Origin of the sequence: Arthrobacter sp. SO3 (assembly GCF_020532825.1) — a bacterium.
Classification (GTDB): Bacteria; Actinomycetota; Actinomycetes; order Actinomycetales; family Micrococcaceae; genus Arthrobacter.
Map to the genome: position 1 here is coordinate 1 of NZ_MQTS01000106.1, position 18917 is coordinate 18917.

General features: G+C 67.7%; 19 protein-coding genes. 9 read left to right on the forward strand and 10 right to left on the reverse strand.

Annotated features, from left to right (window positions below):
- Positions 1–56 precede the first annotated feature (56 nt).
- From BJQ90_RS10800 to BJQ90_RS10825, 6 genes are all read right to left on the reverse strand, one after another.
- Complete coding sequence (locus BJQ90_RS10800; RefSeq protein WP_226760283.1) at positions 57–938, reverse strand: 1,4-dihydroxy-2-naphthoate polyprenyltransferase; 882 nt, start codon at positions 936–938, stop codon at positions 57–59.
- Positions 939–987: 49 nt separating this feature from the next.
- Positions 988–2142 (reverse strand): AMP-binding protein, encoded by a 1155-nt coding sequence (locus BJQ90_RS10805; protein WP_226760284.1) that lies wholly within the window; start codon positions 2140–2142, stop codon positions 988–990.
- Positions 2143–2152: 10 nt separating this feature from the next.
- Positions 2153–3106: a 1,4-dihydroxy-2-naphthoyl-CoA synthase gene (locus tag BJQ90_RS10810; RefSeq protein ID WP_226760285.1), complete on the reverse strand. Its 954-nt coding sequence runs from the start codon at positions 3104–3106 to the stop codon at positions 2153–2155.
- 21 nt (positions 3107–3127) lie between these two features.
- Positions 3128–3568 (reverse strand): VOC family protein, encoded by a 441-nt coding sequence (locus BJQ90_RS10815; protein WP_226760286.1) that lies wholly within the window; start codon positions 3566–3568, stop codon positions 3128–3130.
- 206 nt (positions 3569–3774) lie between these two features.
- The gene (locus BJQ90_RS10820) at positions 3775–5046 is read right to left on the reverse strand and encodes a S1C family serine protease (RefSeq protein ID WP_226760287.1); all 1272 of its coding nucleotides are present in this window, start codon (positions 5044–5046) and stop codon (positions 3775–3777) included.
- 291 nt (positions 5047–5337) lie between these two features.
- Positions 5338–6099 (reverse strand): CPBP family intramembrane glutamic endopeptidase, encoded by a 762-nt coding sequence (locus BJQ90_RS10825; RefSeq protein WP_226760288.1) that lies wholly within the window; start codon positions 6097–6099, stop codon positions 5338–5340.
- A gap of 199 nt (positions 6100–6298) precedes the next feature.
- On the opposite strand from BJQ90_RS10825, the gene BJQ90_RS10830 reads away from it, so the two are divergent.
- Both BJQ90_RS10830 and BJQ90_RS10835 read left to right on the forward strand, forming a co-directional pair.
- Complete coding sequence (locus BJQ90_RS10830) at positions 6299–7972, forward strand: ABC-F family ATP-binding cassette domain-containing protein (protein WP_226760289.1); 1674 nt, start codon at positions 6299–6301, stop codon at positions 7970–7972.
- A gap of 272 nt (positions 7973–8244) precedes the next feature.
- Positions 8245–9705, forward strand: a complete 1461-nt coding sequence (locus tag BJQ90_RS10835; protein WP_226760290.1) for an amino acid permease — start codon at positions 8245–8247, stop codon at positions 9703–9705.
- 250 nt (positions 9706–9955) lie between these two features.
- On the opposite strand, the gene BJQ90_RS10840 is transcribed toward BJQ90_RS10835, so the two are convergent.
- Positions 9956–10669: a dienelactone hydrolase family protein gene (locus BJQ90_RS10840; protein WP_226760291.1), complete on the reverse strand. Its 714-nt coding sequence runs from the start codon at positions 10667–10669 to the stop codon at positions 9956–9958.
- A 357-nt stretch (positions 10670–11026) separates the two neighbouring features.
- Positions 11027–11203: a CsbD family protein gene (locus BJQ90_RS10845; RefSeq protein WP_226760292.1), complete on the reverse strand. Its 177-nt coding sequence runs from the start codon at positions 11201–11203 to the stop codon at positions 11027–11029.
- Between the two features lie 207 nt (positions 11204–11410).
- Between BJQ90_RS10845 and BJQ90_RS10850 the strand changes: the two genes are divergently transcribed.
- The 5 genes from BJQ90_RS10850 (at position 11411) to BJQ90_RS10870 (ending at position 15663) form a co-directional block, all read left to right on the forward strand.
- On the forward strand, positions 11411–11869 hold the full coding sequence (locus BJQ90_RS10850) for an SRPBCC family protein (protein WP_226760293.1): 459 nt from the start codon (positions 11411–11413) through the stop codon (positions 11867–11869).
- The gene (locus BJQ90_RS10855) at positions 11869–12564 is read left to right on the forward strand and encodes a pentapeptide repeat-containing protein (protein ID WP_226760294.1); all 696 of its coding nucleotides are present in this window, start codon (positions 11869–11871) and stop codon (positions 12562–12564) included. The genes BJQ90_RS10850 and BJQ90_RS10855 overlap by 1 nt, the downstream gene beginning before the upstream one ends.
- A 167-nt stretch (positions 12565–12731) precedes the next feature.
- Positions 12732–13961 (forward strand): thiolase family protein, encoded by a 1230-nt coding sequence (locus tag BJQ90_RS10860; protein WP_226760295.1) that lies wholly within the window; start codon positions 12732–12734, stop codon positions 13959–13961.
- Positions 13961–14788: an enoyl-CoA hydratase/isomerase family protein gene (locus BJQ90_RS10865; protein ID WP_226760296.1), complete on the forward strand. Its 828-nt coding sequence runs from the start codon at positions 13961–13963 to the stop codon at positions 14786–14788. Before BJQ90_RS10860 ends, BJQ90_RS10865 begins: the two co-directional genes overlap by 1 nt.
- Positions 14789–14790: 2 nt before the next feature.
- Positions 14791–15663: a 3-hydroxyacyl-CoA dehydrogenase family protein gene (locus BJQ90_RS10870; protein ID WP_226760297.1), complete on the forward strand. Its 873-nt coding sequence runs from the start codon at positions 14791–14793 to the stop codon at positions 15661–15663.
- 39 nt (positions 15664–15702) lie between these two features.
- Here the strand turns inward: BJQ90_RS10870 and BJQ90_RS10875 are convergent, their stop codons facing one another.
- A complete protein-coding gene (locus BJQ90_RS10875; RefSeq protein WP_226760298.1) occupies positions 15703–16143 on the reverse strand; it encodes an SRPBCC family protein in 441 nt (146 codons plus the stop codon).
- A gap of 122 nt (positions 16144–16265) precedes the next feature.
- Here BJQ90_RS10875 and BJQ90_RS10880 point away from each other — a divergent pair, with 122 nt between their 5' ends.
- Positions 16266–16889, forward strand: a complete 624-nt coding sequence (locus BJQ90_RS10880) for a GNAT family N-acetyltransferase (protein ID WP_226760299.1) — start codon at positions 16266–16268, stop codon at positions 16887–16889.
- Positions 16890–16929: 40 nt separating this feature from the next.
- On the opposite strand, the gene BJQ90_RS10885 is transcribed toward BJQ90_RS10880, so the two are convergent.
- Entirely contained in the window at positions 16930–17775 is an 846-nt protein-coding gene (locus BJQ90_RS10885) for an SGNH/GDSL hydrolase family protein (RefSeq protein WP_226760300.1), read from the reverse strand.
- A gap of 231 nt (positions 17776–18006) precedes the next feature.
- Between BJQ90_RS10885 and BJQ90_RS10890 the strand changes: the two genes are divergently transcribed.
- Complete coding sequence (locus tag BJQ90_RS10890) at positions 18007–18744, forward strand: tyrosine-protein phosphatase (protein WP_226760301.1); 738 nt, start codon at positions 18007–18009, stop codon at positions 18742–18744.
- The last annotated feature ends 173 nt before the right edge of the window (positions 18745–18917 follow it).

Genomic DNA, 18917 nt, shown 5'->3' on the forward strand with positions numbered 1-18917 from the left:
CCCTGGAACCCCCGGTGCCCCTAGAACCCGTGGCGCCCCTGGAACCCCCGGTGCCCCTAGAACCCGTGGCTCAGGATCAGGCCCAGTGAGAACAGCACCGCATAGCCGAGGTTGATGAGCCCGGTCTGCTTGAGCACCGGAATCAGGCTCTTGCGCCGCCGGCCGGCGATCATCAGCCAGGACGGCATCAGGCTGGCCGGGATCAGCAGCAGCACGATCAGCATCCACGGCCGGGCCGGCGCCAGCACAATCGGCAGCAGGATGGCGACGGCCAGCATCAGCACGTAGCTTTCCCGGGCATGCTTGTCGCCGAGCCGCACGGCCAGGGTCTTCTTCCCGGCCTTCCGGTCGGTGGGGATGTCGCGGACGTTGTTGGCCATGAGCAGTGCGCACGCGATCAGGCCCGTGCCGATCGCGCCGATGATGGCGGCGAGGCTGATCTGCCCCGCCTGCGTGTAGGTGGTGCCGAGGGTGGCCACAAGCCCGAAGAACACAAAGACGAACAGATCGCCCAGGCCGAGGTACCCGTACGGATTCTTCCCGCCCGTATAGCCCCACGCCGCGAGGACGCAGCCCAGGCCCACCAGGATCAGCCACCACGTCTGCGAGAGGATGACCAGCGCCAGGCCGAACACCATGGCCAGCCCGAACGCGGCGAAGGCGGCGTACTTGACGTGCTCGGGCTTCGCGGAGCCGGAGCCGACCAGCCGGAGCGGGCCCACCCGGTCCTCATCGGTGCCCCGGATGCCGTCCGAATAGTCGTTGGCGTAGTTCACGCCGATCTGCAGCAGCAGCGCCACCAGCGCGGCCAGGACGGCGTTGAGCGGGATGAACGAGTCCATCTCGTACGCGGCCGCCGTACCGATCAGGACAGGCGCGATCGCGGCCGGCAGGGTGCGCAGTCGGGCGCCTTGGATCCATTGAGCGGCTGTAGCCACGTGTCAGTACCTCGTGTTGGTTTGGCGAATCCGGGAGTGCCCGGCTTGTCTATTTTCCCTGATGCAGCTCGGTGAGCCGAACCGTCATGCTCAGGCGGTCCGGTTTGCCGTTCGGCAGCATCAGCAGTTCAGCGGCGGCGAGCACGGTCTTCGGGACCAGCGCGCCCAGTGCCGGCACCCAAGGGGCTCCTGCGGTGAAGCCCTCGAGGCCCTTCGGGGTGCTGTCCGCCACCGCCACATACGCGGCGATCGCCTGGCCCCACTCGGCGGAGGGGACGCCGGCGACGAAGGCGGCCCGCACGCCGTCGAGCTTCTCCAGCTCCGCCTGCACGTGGGCGGCGGAGACCTTCACGCCGCCGGTGATGACGACGTCGTCGGCCCGGCCCAGGACGGTCAGCTTCCCGGTGGCGTCGATGGAGCCGAGATCGCTCGTGCGGTACCAGCGGGCGCCGTCCTCCTCGAAGAAGGAGTCGGCGGTGAGCCCGGGGTCGCCAAGGTAGCCGGCCGCGAGTGTGGCGCCGCCCAGCAGGATCCGGCCGTCCCCCTCCACCCGGGCCAGCACGTCCTCGATCGGGAAGCCGTCGTACACGCAGCCGCCGCAGGTTTCCGCGGAGCCGTAGGTGGTGATCACGCGGGCGCCGGCGTCGCGGGCGGCGGCAAGCAGTTCGGGCGAGGCGGGGCCGCCGCCGAGCAGGATGCCGTTGAAGCGGCGCAGCACCGCGAGGGTGTCGGCCGACGGCGCGTCCAGCAGCCGCTGCAGCTGGGTGGGCACGAGCGAGGTGAAGCGGATCTTGTCCGTGAGCTCCAGGGCGGCAGCGGTGAAGGCCTCCGGGGTGAAGCCGCCGGAGAGGTCCATGGCCCACGGCCTGGTGCCGGCGAACAGCGAGCGGACCAGCACCTGCACGCCGGCCACATACTGCACGGGCAGGGCCAGCAGCCACTGTCCCTCGCCCTTGAGCGCGAAGGCGGTCGCCACGGAGGATGCCGCCAGCGCGTCCACGGTGAGGACCGTCGCCTTGGGTGTGCCGGTGGAGCCGGAGGTCCGCACCACGACGGCGGCGTCCTCATAGCCGGGGGTCTCCACCAGCTCCACGACCGTGGATCCGTCCGGCCCGGCGGAGAGTTCGACGGCGGGGCCCTCGCCGCCGAGGGCAGCGGCCAGCGCCGTGAGGGCGGGCTCGATGTTTACAGCTCCGGAAGTCATGTGGGCCGCCTTAGAAGTAGTACGGGAACTTGGACCAGTCCGGATCGCGCTTCTCCAGGAAAGCTTCCTTGCCTTCCACCGCCTCGTCCGTCATGTAGGCCAGCCGGGTGGCTTCGCCGGCGAAGACCTGCTGGCCGGCGAGGCCGTCGTCGGCCAGGTTGAAGGCGAATTTGAGCATCCGGATGGCCTGCGGGGACTGCCGGGCGATGTCCGCGGCGTACTCCAGCGCGACGTCCTCGAGCCGTTCGTGGTCCACGGCCTCGTTCACGGCGCCCAGCCGGACCATGTCCTCGGCAGAGTATTCGCGGGCCAGGAAGAAGATCTCGCGCGCGGCCTTCTGGCCGATCTGGCGGGCCAGCAGCGCGGAGCCGTAGCCGGCGTCGAAACTGCCGACCGTGGCGTCGGTCTGCTTGAACTTGCCGTGCTCGCGGGAGGCGATGGTCAGGTCGGCGACGACGTGCAGCGAGTGCCCGCCGCCGGCGGCCCAGCCGTTCACGACGGCGATGACCACCTTGGGCATGGTGCGCATGAGCCGCTGGACCTCGAGGATGTGCAGCCGGCCGGCGCGGGCCGGGTCGATGGTCTCCTTGGTCTCGCCCTCTGCGTACCTGTACCCGTCGCGGCCGCGGATCCGCTGGTCCCCGCCGGAGCAGAACGAGTGGCCGCCGTCCTTCGGGGAGGGGCCGTTGCCGGTGAGCAGCACGGTGGCCACGTCCGGCGTCATCCGGGCGTGGTCCATGGCGCGGTAGAGCTCGTCCACGGTGCCGGGGCGGAAGGCGTTCCGCACCTCGGGCCGGTCGAAGGCGATGCGGACCGTGGGCAGGTCGCGGACCACGGTGCTGTCCGCGGAACGCTCCACCTGCCGGTGGTAGGTCATGTCCTGGAAATCGTCGAAGCCGGTCACAGTGCGCCAGCGGGTGGGGTCAAAAACGTCGGACACCTTGGCGGGGATTTCGTTGCTCACAGTCCGAGTCTAGTAATCGCCTCAGCTGATGCAGAACTCGTTGCCTTCCGGGTCCGCCATGGTGTGCCAGGAATGCGGTCCCTCACTGGCGGTCCAGAGGTAGGTGGCGCCCCGCGCCTCGAGGGCTTTGCGCACCTCGTCCTTGTCCGCGCCGGCCAGGTTGACGTCCCAGTGGATCCGGTTTTTGACGGTTTTTGCCTCCGGGACCGTCTGGAACAGGATGCGGCGGGCGGGCGGTTTGGCGTCGAGGTCCTCGGGCGGGCGGATGGCGGCGCCGGTACGCCAGACGAGTTGGCCATGGTGCAGCGTGGTTTCGGCCTCCGTGGCGAAGCCCTGCCCGATCATGGAGCGGATGAAGTCCTCGTCCTGCGGCTCCACGGCCCAGTCGAGGGTTTCGGCCCACCAGTCGGCGAGCTCATGCGGGTTCCGGCAGTCGACGGCGATCTGGATGTTCAGTGTCATGGAAAGAAACTACGACGTCGGCCCGGCCGGCGGTAGGTCCCCGCGGAGGATTCCGCCCGCCTCCTCATCCCTTCCCGCCTTCTCCGACCAACGCGGGGTCACTTCTCCCAGCAACGCGGGGTCACATCGCGCCCATGCGGGGCCCCGGAATGGGCCGGATGTGACCCCGCGTTGGGTGGGCCCGCGACGGCGGCAGGTGCTGTGTCTCAGCACGCCGACGGCGGCCCTTGCGGGGTGGAGGAATCCGCGATGCGCCAGATGGACCCGTCCCACTCCATGAGATAGTCCAGGGCCCAATCCGAGCAGGTCTGGCCGGCTGGCCCGTGCTCGGCATCCTGAACCGTTCGAAGCCGGACGGACGCGATCAGCTCCGATCCCGACGCCTTGACGTCGGCGATATCCAGGTTTTGCCAGAAGGAAGAGCCCAGGCCTGAGCGCCAGGTCTCCAGCCCGCCCATCCGCTGCTGCATCTCGGGGCTCAGGATGGCGAAGGCGAGGTCGTAGGCGCCCAGGTTGATCGACTGGCCGTGGAACACCAGGCTCCGCGCGATGTTGACGGCTTCGGGATGGTTGGAGCTGACGGTGACAGCAATGGAGCTGGCCTCCCCTGCCGGAGGCACGCCGCAACTGGCGGGCGCCAGTGCCGCGGAGCGGTTCCCCCAGCTCTCGACCGCGAGGGCGGCCTTGCGGCCATCGACGGCAAAAGCTGTGCCCTCGGCACTGAAGTTGTCGGGGCCACTGGTGCCGAACACCCAGGCCCGTTTGGAGCTGACGACGCCGGCCACCTCGCCCTCCAGCGTCAGCAGGGGCCCTCCGCTGTTGCCGGGGTTGATGGCGGCGTCCGTCTGGATCAGGTTGGTGACGGTTCGGGTGCCGATTGTCTGCTCCCGGTTGAGTCCGCTGACACGGCCTGCGGTGAAGGTGAGGTCGGCATCCAAGGGGTAGCCGAGCGCCGCCACCTCCTCGCCGAGTTCCGGCGGAACGCCCACGAAGGCGAAGATGTGGCCATCGACGGGACGGGCGGTGCGGATGAGTGCGAGGTCTGCCTGTTCGTCGACCCCCAGCACCTCCGCATTCACGATTTCCGTTCCGACGCTGACGCTGATGTCGGCCTGGTCCTTAACGACGTGGGCCGCAGTCACGATCAGATCGTTCTTGACCAGAAATCCCGTACCGACTCCGCCCCCGTCGCAGAAGGTGACATTGATCTTCGCAACGCCGGAGCGGACTGCCGCCACCGTGTCGGACCAGCCTGCGGGCGGCGGGACCGTGGGTGTCGCCGTCGTAACGGGCGGAGCGGATACGGGCGCGGATGTTGGCGGCGGTGGAGCCGGCGTCGGGGACGTTGCCGCCGCGGTGGTTTGGGGATTCTGGGGCGGGACCGTGATGCAGCCCGACAGGGTCAGGATCAGGGTGACCAGCGCCGCCGGCACCGCAACTGCGGCGGGTGCGGTGCTTCGGGAGGCTAGGGATTTCATGGCGGTCCTTCCCCACAACAAGGTTGCCGCTCTAGCCCGCCCAAACTATCGCGAAGTGTCCCCAAGATAGCCCATCTGCCCCCGGGCGACCAGAGCCGGATTCGCCTCTCCTCCCACCACGAGGGCGCACCGATTGCCGAGCCGTGTCCCGGGGAGTGTCCCGCGGCAGCACCCCCCCATCCCAGCAACGCGGGGTCACATCGCGCCCATGCGGGGCACCGGAATGGGCCGGATGTGACCCCGCGTTGCTTGGTGCCCGGGTTGCTTGGTGCCCGGGTGGCTTGTTGGGGGTTAGCCCTGGACTTTTTGGAGCTGCTCCATCAGGTCCGGCGGGATGGCGTAGATGAAGATGACCGCCAGCAGGTTCTTCGAGGCGTGGACGAAGTAGGAGAACATCACGTTCTTCCCGGTCCAGACGTAGACGAACACCAGGACGGCGCCCATTGCGAGGTAGGGCATCAGCACCGGGAGGGTCAGGTCCTCCTGGCCGACAATGTGCAGGGCCGCGAACAGCATCACCGACAGGACGCAGCACACCCAGAGGTTCACCTTTCGGCTCAGCTTGCCGACCAGCAGGTGGCGGAAAATGTACTCCTCCACAAAGGGCCCCACGATCACCAGCAGGGGCACCATCAGCCATGCCGGAACCTGCTGCATCAGCGCCTGCAGGCCGGCCTGGTTGGCGGACGTCTGTACCGGCCCGGAGAGCGAGACGAGGACCGCGGTGAGGATCATCATGGCCACCACGGCCAGGGGGACCATCACCGCGGTGAACCAGGGCCTCGTCGCGAGCACCCTGAGGTCCCGGGCGGCGACGCGCCGGACAGCGGCCAGGGCCAGGATGCCGATGCCGCCGTAGAAGATCAGGTTGACGGAGTAGGACGCCACGGCAGGGTTCGGCGACAGCTGGAGCATCAGCGGGACCAGCAGTCCGCCGGCGACGGCGAAAAAGGCGGCCACAGCCACATACAGGCCGGCCGTGATGAAATCGAGCCGCGAGAACCGGTAGAGTTCCGGCCGCGGGGCGGGTGGTGTGCGGAGAACGGTGCCCATGCCACCAGCCTAGCGCCGCGGCAGAGCTGCGGAGCCCGGCGAAACCGATCTCCCGGCTGACGGCGGCAGGAGCCTCAGTACCCCGGGAACAGCCGACGATGTCATACTGGACGACGCACACCGCCGCCGCACGGGGCACGACGCACGACGCCGACGCACGACGCCGCCAGGCCGGCTGGCACCTACTTGCGAGGACTCCTTGAGCGAACATCTCCGCCTTTCGGGCGTATCCCATGGTTACGGGGACCGCCAGCTGTTTGCCGGCGTCGAAATTGCCGTCACAGCCGGTGAACACGTGGCGATCGTCGGCGAAAACGGCGCGGGAAAATCCACGCTGCTCCGGATCCTGGCCGGGCTCGAGGCCCCCGACGAGGGCGCCGCCGTCAGCCAGGGCCGCGTCGGCTATCTTGCCCAGACCCTCGGGCTGCCTGCCGCCTTCACCGTGAGCAACGCGATCGACGCCGCGCTCGAATCGCTCCGCGCCATGGAGGCCGAGATGGACCGCCTGGAAGACGGGCTGGCCGGCGCGGAAGCGGACGAACTGGAGCGCTACGGGAACCTGCAGACGCAGTACCAGCTCCGGGAAGGCTATGCCGCGGAATCCCGGGTGGAGGCGGCGCTGGACCGGCTTGGCCTGGGCGGCCTGGACCGGATGCGGACCCTGGGCTCGCTCTCCGGCGGGGAACAGGAACGCGTGGCACTGGCCTGCGTGCTGGCCGATCCCGCGGACATCCTCCTCCTGGACGAACCCACCAACCACCTTGACGCCAGCGGCACGGCCTGGCTGGAGGCGCGGCTGGCCGCGCACCGCGGAACCGTGGTGGTGGTTTCCCACGACCGCGTCCTGCTGCGCAAAGTGGCCTCAACCGTGATTGAAGTGGATGCCGAACGCCTTACGGTCAACCGCTATGGCAACGGCTATGAAGGGTACCTGCGGGAGAAGGCGGCCGAACGCGAGCGCTGGGCGCAGCAGTACCACGGGTGGCTGGACGCGATGGCGGCCGAACGGCTCCAGGCGGACACCGTAGCGGGGAAGATGGGCTACGCCCGCCAACGCGACAACGACAAAATGGGGTTCGACTTCAAAGCCGGCACGTGGCAGAAGGCAGCCACCAGCAAGGTCCGCAACGCCCAGGAGCGTCTCCGCAGGCTGGAGGACAACCCCATCGACCGTCCGCCGGTGCCCCTGAAGCTGGCCACGGATCTGCGGGCGGACGTTGCCGCGGGCCCCGCCCTCGAAGCGCGGGGAGTGATGGTGCCGGGCCGGCTGGAACCAACGGACTTCCGGGTGGAGGCGGGCCAAAAAATCCTCATCACCGGTCCCAACGGGGCAGGCAAGTCCACGCTGCTCTCCGTCCTCGCGGGCACGCTGGAACCGGCCCAAGGCAGCGTGGTGCGGCACGGCCGGATCGGGTACCTGCAGCAGGAGCTGGAGCTCCCGCAGCGCCCGGGTCTGCGTCTCCTGCCCGCTTTCGCCGCGGGTCTGGGGGGCAACATCGATGAGCACGCCGAGGCACTCCTGCGGCTCGGGCTGTTCCGGACCAGCGAATTCCACGTCCCGGTGGGCAGCCTGTCCGCAGGACAACAACGCCGGCTGGCTCTGGCCCGGCTCCTCCTGGGCGGGTTCGGGACGATGCTCGTCGATGAGCCCACCAACCATCTGGCGCCCGTGCTGGTGGAACAGCTCGAAGCGGCCCTCGCGGACTTCGCCGGGACGCTGGTGATGGTCAGCCACGACCGCGCGCTGGGGGAGTGGTTCAGTGGCTGCGCCCGTGACAACAGCGCCGGCAACCGCGCCGGCAACCGCGCCGGCCACCGCGCCGAGGCCGGGAACTGGCTCAGGTACGGGATGCGTGACGGCGTCCTGGCCTAACTGACGGACAAGCCGGGATTTAACGGGCCTAAGTCGAACATTATTCGGCCATCCTGCCCGAAGGGCGCCGATAATTAGTGAATAGGCTCCGCTGATGTTGCCCCCGTCACGGCCGGGCCCTGATTGCTAGTACGATGGATGAGCCGCGCGAACTTCGACGCTTGTGAGGTTCGGTACATGTCTTGGTCCCTGCGAGGGGTTCAAGCCCGAATTTTGTGTACTTGAATCCACGGCCCCTTCCCGGCCATACCTCGACCTACAAGGAAACAGCTGTGCCATCAAATACCCCCACAGAACTTAAGAGCCCGACGGCGCCACCCGCCGTCGTCGACTCAACCCTCAGCGCCGAGGGCTACCAGAAGTCCCTGAGCGGTCGCCAGGTCACCATGATCGCCATGGGCGGCGCCATCGGCGTCGGCCTCTTCATGGGTGCCGGCGGGCGGCTGGCCTCCACGGGTCCCGCGCTGATTTTCTCCTACGCCATGGCCGGCGTCATCGCCTACCTGCTGATGCGCGCGCTGGGCGAGCTCATCATGTACCGCCAGACGTCGGGCTCCTTCGTCAGCTACGCGGGCGAAATGTTCGGCAAAAAGGGCGCGTACCTGTCCGGCTGGATGTACTTCATCAACTGGGCCATGACCGGCATCGCCGAGCTCATCGCGATCGGCCTGTACTTCCAGTTCTTCTTCCCCAACGTGCCGGTGGAACTCTCGGCCATCGCGGCGCTGCTGCTGCTGGTGGGCGTCAACCTCCTGAGCGTCAAGGCGTTCGGCGAATTCGAGTTCTGGGCCTCAGTCCTCAAGGTCGGCGCCATCCTGATCTTCCTGGCCGTGGGCACCTTCATGGTGGTCACCAACGCCCAGGTCGGCTCCGGCCACGCGTCGGTCAGCAACCTCTTCGCAGCCGACGGCGGAATGTTCCCCAAGGGCGGGCTGGTCATGATCCTGGTCCTGAACGCCGTGATCTTCGCCTACAACGGCATCGAGCTCGTCGGCATCACTGCCGGTGAGATGCAGGATCCGGCCAAGGAAGTTCCCAAGGCCATCCGCGCTGTCGTCTTCCGCATCGTGGTCTTCTACGTCGGTTCCGTCACCCTCCTGGCCATGCTGCTTCCCTCCGACCAGTACGTGGCCGGAACCTCGCCGTTCGTCACCGTGTTCGGGCAGATGGGCCTCGGCTGGATGGGCGATGTCATGAACATGATCGTCATTACCGCCGCGCTGTCCTCCTGCAACTCGGGCCTGTACTCGATCGGCCGGGTCTTCCGCACCATGGCGAACAATGGACATGCCCCCCACTGGCTGACCAAGATGTCCAAGACCCACGTGCCGTACGCCGCCATCCTGGCCATCGGCGGCGTCTACCTCGCCGGCATCCTGCTCAACATCTGGCTCGGCGGCTCGCACGCCTTCGACCTCGCGCTGAACTCCGCATCAATCGGCGTCATCTTCACCTGGGGCGCCATCTTCGCCAGCCAGATCGCGCTGCGCAAGACCAAGGGCAAGGTCTCCTCGCTGCCCGCGCCGGGCGGGGTCTGGACCAGCTGGGCCGGCCTGATTTCCCTGCTCGTCATCACGGTGCTGATCGGCTTCGACACCATGACCAGCAAGACCGGCGAGGTCTTCCAGCTCGGCCTCTGGACCCTGGCGACCATCCCGTTCTTCGCGCTCCTGCTGTGGCTTGGCTGGCAGAAGGTCAAGAACAACGAACCGACGAACGCGCTCTTCAACTAAGGCGTTTACAGAAGTACGACGACTGCGACCGTCACCGTCGTCGTGGCGTCGCGTCCGTCACCGTGGTCGCGGAGTCGCGGAGTCGCGTCAACGCGGAAAGGGGAGTGCCCAGGCGCTCCCCTTTCCGCGTTCCCGCCTAACCGGCGCGGTGTCTGGGCTCGGCTTTTCGCCGGCCCACTTGGACAGGCCGCCTGGACAACATGGTCCCGTCAAAAGTGGTCCCGTCCCTCCGGACTGTAAGCTGCCGGCGTCAGGCCAGGTGCCGGGCAAAGTGATCTTCGATCCGCTGCCAGGCTTCCGCCGCCGCGTCCGGGTCCGGCTTGATCCCCATCACGCGGAAGAGCGGCCGGAGCGGACGCGGGCCCACCTCGGCGTCGTTCATGAAGCCGTGGCCGGCGCCATCAAATTCCCTGATGTCGTTCTCGATGCCCAGCGTGTCCAGGGTGGCTGCGAGTTTGGCCGCGGCTCCGGGCAGGGTGCGGTCCGCCTTGCCGAAGTTGCCCACCACGGGACATGCTCCCAGCAGGGCTTCCTCCGGATTCTTGGGCAGCCTGCCGTAGTTCACGGCCGCCGCAGCGAAGCCGTCCTTGGCGACCAGCAGGGCGAAGCCGCCGCCCATGCAAAAACCGATAACGCCAATCTTGCCGTTGGTGCGCCCTGACTGCTCCAGCCACTCCCGTGCGACGGCCAGGTCCGCGAAGGCCTTGCCGGAGCCGGACGCGAGCGACCGCATGGTGGAGACCAGGCAGTGGCGCGCTCCGCCGTCGCTGAACAGGTCCACCGCCAGCGTCAGATACCCGGCCGCTGCCAGCCGGTCCGCCTGTCGCCGCGAGATGTCGTTGAGGCCGAACGCTTCATGGATCATCAGGACGGCCGGAAACGGGCCCGTTCCTTCCGGTTCCGCGAGGTAGCCGCGCAGGTTCGGGGATCCGGTGCCGGCCACACTGAGGTCGATGATCGTCATGGTGCGGACCTTTCTGGGGCGGATTGCTGTCACCCGAGAGTCTCACAAACGCGGCGGCCACCAGGGTCGGCCCGCCGCGATACTCCGGGCGGCCCGTGCATGGGGCCGCAATGGGCTGCGTCGGACTGGCCGTCGGGGACGGGCTTCCTTCCGGGGGAGGATCGGCTCCGGCGCCTAACCCCGCGTCCATTGGACGAGGATGGCCGCTATTCGGGCCGGTTTAGCGGCCATTTGTGGTGAATCGATGGGGCCGGGCGTCTAAAGGCCGGTCTGCCCCGATGCCACCAATCCGGGCACAAAAAAGCGGCGTCGGACATCCCCCAAAGGAAAGTCCGACGCCGCAGTCATCCGTAAAGACTAATCCTTCTTGAAGGCGTCCTTGACGTTTTCGCCGGCCTTCTTTGCGTCGGCTACGACCTGGTCCTTCTGGCCCTCTGCGCGCAGCTGGTCGTTGTTCGTCGCGTTTCCGGTGGCTTCCTTGGCCTTGCCGCCCAGGTGCTCCGCTTCGTTCTGAATCTTGTCTCCGATACCCATGGTGTGAACCACCTTTCGTTTCCGGTTGAAATTCAACGTCCATTCACCATAACACAAAGCATGCTTACTAAATCAAGGGGGATTCGTTTTCACGTGCGGATCACCTGCGGATCACGTGGGATCCAGATGGGAATCCGGAGGGAATCAACTGGGACTCCGGCGCCGGAGGGGTGAAATCGGCGGTGAAGCCGGGCTAGGCTCGATCCCATGGACCACACAACCAGCCTGACTCAGCACGTCAATGCCTCGTCGGACAAGGTGTGGGCGGTCGTCTCCGACATTCCCGGGTCGGCCGCCACTTTGTCCGGCATCGATTCGATCCAGATGCTGAGCGAGGGCCCGTACGGTGAGGGCACGCGCTGGAAGGAAACCCGCAAAATGATGGGCCGGTCGGAAACCGTGGAAATGTGGGTGGCCCAGGCCGACCCGCCGCGGGGCACCACGGTGAAGGCGCGCCAGGGCAGCGCGGACTACACCACCCGCTTCACGCTGGCCGACCGCGACGGCGGCACGGACCTCACCCTGACCTTCGGCGCCGAAATGGTCAACCCCTCCCGGATGAGCAGGCTGGCGCTGGCGCTCTTCGGAAAACTGGGCATGCTCATTACCCGCAAGGCCCTCGCCAAGGACCTGACTGAAATCGCGGCCAAAGCCGAGTCGCTCTGATGGGGCATGGCGCCGGGGCAGCCAACTCGCCCAAAACCCGAACAGCACCCAAGGTCACCCCGCCGCGGCTCACTCCCGTCCGGCTGGCGGAGCTCACGGACGACCCGTCTCCGAATTTCCAGTCCGGGGAGCGGTACGACGGCGTCCGGTACAGCAGGGCATCAGCCGACGGGCTCGACCTGGGCGGCGCCGACTTCGCCGAATGCGAATTCCAGGGCGTGTCCTTCAACGAGACCCAGCTGCGCGGCGCCTCCTTTCGGGACTGCATCCTGGCCGAGGTTTACGCGCCCGTGTTCACGGCGCCGCGCAGCACCCTGCGCGACGTCGAGATCGGAAACCCCCGCTGGGGTTCCGCGGAACTCTACGAAAGCGGATGGCAGTCGGTACGGATCGACGGCGGCAAGCTCGACTATGTGAACCTGCGCGGCTCCAAGCTCACGGACGTGCAGGTCAGCGACTGCATCATCAACGAACTGGACCTGGGTTCCTGCGCGGCGACCCGGGTGGCGCTGAAGAACTGCACCATCGGCACCCTCGACGTCGCCGGCGCCCGGTTCAAGGACTTCGACATCCGCGGCACCGACTTCCGCGCCATCAGTGGACTGGAAAGCCTCGCCGGCCTCGTCATCGACGACTACCAGCTCGGGCTGCTGGCCCCGCTGATGGCAAGCCACCTCGGCGTCGTCGTCGCGTAATCCGGTGGGGATTCGGTTGACCCCCTTGACCCGCCGTGTAATCTTTATAGAACGAACGGTCAGTAAATTGGCGCGCCAGCGGGTCGAACGCAGACGCCGCCGCCGATGAGAGTTCTTTCGATGACAGATTCGATGACAGAGACGTTTATCGCGTGAAGGGTGTACCCATGGCATCAGCAGCAGCAGGACCACAGGCATTTCTCGTAGGCGGCGCCCGCACCCCGGTGGGCCGCTACGGCGGGGCAATCTCCGCGGTCCGCCCCGATGACTTGGCCGCCCTGGTGGTCCGCGAGGCTGTGGCCCGTGCCGGGCTGGACCCCGACAGCATCGACGAGGTCATCCTGGGCAACGCCAACGGCGCCGGCGAGGAAAACCGCAACGTCGCCCGGATGGCCACCATCCTGGCCGGCCTGCCGCTGCACATCCCGGGCATCACCGTGAACCGGCTCTGCGCGTCCGGCCTGAGCGCCATCATCATGGCTAGCCACATGATCAAGTCCGGCGCCGCGGACATCGTGATTGCCGGCGGCGTGGAATCCATGAGCCGGGCCCCCTGGGTCCAGGAGAAGCCGACGACCGCCTTCGCCAAGCCGGGGCAGATCTTCGACACCTCCATCGGCTGGCGCTTCGCGAACCCGCTCTTCCAGAAGGGTGAGCTCTCCCGCGGCGGGAAGATGACCTACTCCATGCCGGAAACGGCCGAGGAAGTCGCCCGCGTGGACGGGATCACCCGGGAGGACGCCGACGCCTTCGCCGTCCGCTCCCATGAACGCTCCCTCGCGGCCATCGCCGCCGGCCGCTTCGCCGACGAGATCGTCCCGGTCACGGTCAAAACCCGCAAGGGCGAAACCGTCGTCGACACCGACGAGGGCCCCCGCGCCGGCACCACGATGGACGTCCTCGCGGCCCTGCGGCCCGTCGTCGCCGGCGGCTCGGTGGTCACGGCCGGGAACTCCTCCACCCTCAACGACGGCGCCTCCGCCATCATCGTCGCGTCCGAGGCCGCCATCGAGCGGCTCGGCCTCATCCCGCGCGCCCGGATCATCGACGGCGCCTCCGCCGGCTGCGAACCCGAAATCATGGGCATCGGCCCCGTCCCGGCGACCCAGAAGGTGCTCGCCCGGACCGGCCTGAGCGTCGGCGACCTCGGCGCCGTCGAACTCAACGAAGCTTTCGCGACCCAGTCGCTGGCCACGATGCGCCGGCTCGGCCTGGACCCCGAGATCGTGAACCGCGACGGCGGCGCGATCTCCCTGGGGCACCCGCTGGGTTCGTCCGGCTCACGGCTCGCGATCACCCTGCTGGGCCGGATGGAGCGCGAGGACGCCCGGATCGGCCTCGCCACCATGTGCATCGGTGTGGGCCAGGGCACCGCGATGCTGCTGGAGCGCGTCTAGTGTCGGCCGCGACGGGTCTGGACCCGCAGGATTTCCGTACGCTGCTGATCGACGAGCGTGAGGACCGGCTGGTGGTGCTCCTGAACCGGCCCGAGGTCCGCAACGCGATCGGCCAGCAGATGGTCGACGAGCTGCACGCCGTCTGCGCTGCGCTGGAGCAGACCCCGAAGGTGCTGATTATCGCCGGCACCGAGGGCGTCTTTGCCTCCGGCGCGGACATCGGGCAGTTGCGTGAACGCCGCCGCGACGATGCCCTGCAGGGGATCAACTCCACCATTTTTGTGCGGATCGCCAAGCTGCCGATGCCGGTCATTGCGGCGCTGGACGGCTTCTGCCTGGGCGGCGGCGCCGAGCTCGCCTACGCCGCGGACTTCCGGATCGGCACACCCTCGGTGCGGATCGGCAACCCGGAAACGGGACTGGGCATCCTCGCCGCCGCCGGTGCGAGCTGGCGGCTGAAGGAACTCGTGGGGGAGCCGGTGGCGAAGGAAATCCTGCTGGCCGGCGTCGTGCTGCGCGCCGATCGGGCCCTCGCCGTCAACCTCATCACCGAGATCCACGAAGCCCCCGAGCTGATGGCGGCGGCCCACGCCTTGGCCGACCGGATCGCCGGCCAGGATCCGCTCGCGGTCCGGATCACCAAGTCGGTGTTCCACGCACCCGCCGGGGCCCACCCGCTGATCGACCAGCTGGCGCAGGGAATCCTCTTCGAATCCCAGGCCAAATTCGACCGCATGCAGGCATTCCTGGATAAGAAGTCAGCCAAGAAATCAGCCACGGCGTCAGCCAAGAAGTCCGAGCAGCATCCAGACCGGAAGAAGAACTGAAGATGAGCAACTCCGTACTCCCCGCGAATCTGCCCGCCACTGTCGGCGTCCTCGGCGGCGGCCGGATGGGTGCCGGCATTGCGCACGCCTTCCTGATCAACGGCGCCAACGTCCTCGTCGTCGAGCGTGACGACGAATCAGCCGAGGCGGCCCGCGAACGGGTGGAGTCCGCGGCGGCCAAGAGCATCGAGCGCGGCGCCACGGACGGCAACCTGGACGAGATGGTCTCCCGGCTCGCGGTGACGGTCGACTATGACGACTTCAAGGACCGCCAGCTGGTCATCGAGGCCGTCCCGGAAGACTGGGACCTGAAAGTCGCCTCGCTGCGCGGCATCGAGGAACGCCTGGCCGCCGACGCGTACCTTGCCTCCAACACCTCGTCCATCTCGGTCAACGCGCTGGCCCGCGAGCTGCAGCGCCCGCAGAACTTCCTGGGCCTGCACTTCTTCAACCCGGTGCCGGCCTCCACCCTGATCGAGGTCGTCCTCGGCGAGCACACCTCCGGGCAGCTGGCCCAGGCAGCCCGCGGCTGGGTCGACGCGCTGGGCAAGACCGCCGTCGTCGTCAACGACGCCCCCGGCTTCGCCTCCTCACGCCTGGGGGTCGCGATTGCCCTCGAAGCGATGCGCATGGTGGAAGAGGGCGTGGCGTCCGCCGAGGACATCGACAACGCCATGGTCCTGGGCTACAAGCACCCCACCGGACCCTTGCGGACCACGGACATCGTGGGGCTGGACGTACGTCTTGGCATCGCCGAATACCTTGAATCCACGCTGGGCGAGCGCTTCGCTCCGCCGCAGATCCTGCGCGACAAAGTGGCCCGCGGCGAACTCGGGCGCAAATCCGGCAAGGGCTTCTTCGACTGGACTGTCTAGCCGCCGGCGGCCTGACGGGAAACGCTCAAGCGTTTTTTGTTAGGAAGCTGCCAGGGAGTCGAGCGCCTTCTTGATGCCGTCCATGGCAGGTCCGGCGAGGGAGCGGAACGCCGGCCGGACAAACGGTTCGGCGATCTTGAGCCATCCCTTGAGCTGGAACTCTGCCGTGTACTTCACCTCGGAGCCCGTCCCTGCCGGCGAAACGTCGATAGTGTCCACGGAGATGACCGATTTGTTCTCGCCGCGCAGCGTGATCCGGTTTGCCGTCAGTTCAATCACCTCGTAGGTCAGCGCCTGGCGCTTGCCCCGGAACTCGGCTTCGGCGTGGTACCGGTGCCCGACGGCGACCGGTCCCTCGGAGAGCTTGTTCACCACGGGGGTCCCGGGGTCCCAGTCCGGGGTGTGCTCGAAAGCCGACAAGTACTTGAAGGCCGCGGCGGGTTCAAGGGCGGAGTGGACTGTTCCCGTTACTTTGATCATGGACCCAGCTAACCACGACGCCCACCATGACACCGCGACCGCGACCGCGGGGCGGGGATACCGCGCCGCCGCCGACGGTACCGCGCAGCCGGCGGCAATTGCCCCCGCCGTAGGATGGTGCGGTGACTTCCCTGGAGCTCCCCGCGATCGCCCCCATCACCCTGACCGGCAAGTACGTCGTCCTTGAGCCGCTGCGCCCGGACCACCACGACGGTCTCGTCGATGCGGTCCGGGACGGCGAACTCTGGCACCTCTGGTACACGGGTGTGCCCGCCCCGGAGCAGATGGCGGCCGAGATCGAACGGCGCCTGGCCCTGCAGGCGAGCGGTTCGATGCTGCCCTTCACCACGCGGCTGATCGACCCCGCCACCGGCGGACCGGGCCGGCTGATCGGCATGACCACCTACATGAACATCGACGCCGCCACGCCCCGGGTGGAGATCGGCTCCACCTGGAACGCGGCGTCCGCACACGGCAGCGGCAGCAACCCGGACTCCAAGCTGCTGCTGCTGCGCCACGCCTTCGAAACCCTGGGCTGCCCCGCCGTCGAGTTCCGGACGCACTGGCTCAACCACCAGTCGCGCGAGGCGATCGCGCGGCTGGGCGCCAAACAGGACGGCGTGCTCCGCAGCCACACCCGCAGCGCTGACGGCTCGCTGCGGGACACCGTGGTGTTTTCCATCCTGGAACACGAGTGGCCGATGGTCCGGAATGCCCTGGAGTACAGGCTGGCCAAGCCGCGCTGAGCCGCGGCGCTAACGCCCGCCGCCGCGGCCCTGGGCTCCGCTAGGAAGCCGAATAGACCTTGGCGTCGTTCAGCGCTGCCAAATACGCCCGGTAGCCCGCAGCGTTCGGGTGGAAGTTATCGGGACTGCCCAGGTTGGCAAGGTCGAGATTGATCCACGGATCTGCCGAGTTGATGCCGTGGCCGGCGAAAGCGTCCTTGACGCCGACGTATGTCGCACCGGTGGCCCCGGCGGCGCCCGCGATGGAGCCGTTGAGGCCGTCAGCCAGGAGAGCCGCTTTGTCGATGAAGACGGACATCGGATCGGCCGGATTCAATGCGACCGGATTGTAGAGGTAGGGGTAGCCGGTCACCACAACCCTGGCATTGGGCGCGGCGGCCTTCACACTCTGGACCATCGCGACGACGTCACCGGCCAGTTCTCCGCTGGCGATCAGGGCCGCCGCGTCACTGCTGGCTTTGTCACACAACGCAGCCGCAGCTTCGGTGGGATTGGCCATGGCAGTGCCGCACTTGGTGATGATATCCCCAAAGCCGAGGTCGTTGCCGCCGGCGGTGATGGTCACCAGCTCCGTGCTTTTGTTCAGCTGGCGCAGCTGCGAGTTCACGACGTCCTTGGTCGTCTTCCCGCTGCAGGCCGCGTTCCTGACCAGCTTGACGGCCTTGGCATCATCAGCGAGTTCGGAATAAGCGTTGTCACTGCGGTAACAAATATTGTCCTGGTACGGTCCTGCCCCCTGCCCGGCGGCGTACGAGTCGCCGAGCGCGATGTACGTGGTCTTGTCCACGGCCTGAGCCGGGACCGCCGCGGCACCGGCCGCCATGGCCAGCGTGGCGAGACCGGCAGCCACAGCCGTTCGCCGGCGTCGAAAATTCAAGATTCCCATTGTGTTCCCCTCAGTAGCACGTAGGTCCAGCCCGCCGCGCCGCGTCGCGTCGCGCCGCGACGTGGTGTCGGTTCCGGAGGCAGGCGAGCTGAAAAGAGCCCGGCGGCTACCGGGTTCACCGTCACCTTACGTGGACGCCTGCACCCCGCACCATGCCAATGGTCCCGTTGTGGAGAACTTTCCTGCATCCGGTCCGTGGATCGGCACCGGTGCGTGTGTTTAGCTTTCAGGATGACGATTCCTGCCACGCCCGGCGGCCAAACCAAGGGGACAGCCGTGCCCGGGGCAGTGGACTGGGACGGGGCGGTCAACGCCTGGCACATCGCCGGCAGCGTTTTCCGGATGGGACGCCGCGAGTGGCTCACTGACGCCGGGTGGCAACAGGCGTACGACGGCGGCATCCGGACGGTGATTGACCTCCGCAACCCTGACGAGGTCCGCCGCCGGGACACTGATCCGCAGGTGAGCCCCGAGATTCTGGCGGCGTTCGACGTCGTGCACGCCCCCACCGAGGACCCCGGCAACAGCGAATTCCGTGAGCTCTGCGTTCCCTACCTGAACGATCCGGCGTCGTATGCGGACAATGCCCGGATCTTCCCCGGGAACCTGGCCCGGGTGTTCAGGGCGGTTGCGGCGGCGCGGGGCGGCGTCGTGATCCACTGCTCCGCAGGCCGGGACCGCAGCGGGATGATCGCGGCCATGCTCCAGGACCTCGCCGGGGCGGGAGAGGATGCCATTGCCAGGGACTACGAGCGGGCTATGCGCGGCATCAACGAGCACCACCGGGTGTCGGGGATCCCGCATCCGCACGAGCGGTATCTGCCCGAGGAAGTCCTCGCTCCGCTGCTCGAAGCGCGGCGCGAAAGCCTGTTGCGGTTTGTTCGCGGCGTGAGGACGCAGGATTTCTTACACCACAATGGCGTAACGGACCGGGAGCTGACTGCCATTCTGGCCAAATTGAGGCGCTAAAGTAACCGGGTGAAGACTCCTGGGTATCAGCTGACAGTGCGGGCGGTGGCGGCTGCCGCCATCGCGCTCGCGGGATCGTTCTACGCCGTTCCTGCGCTCGCCGAAACCGGGGGAACCCAACCCGCCCCTTCAGCCCCGCCGTCGGCGGCCGCCAGCCCGGCTCCGGCTGTGGC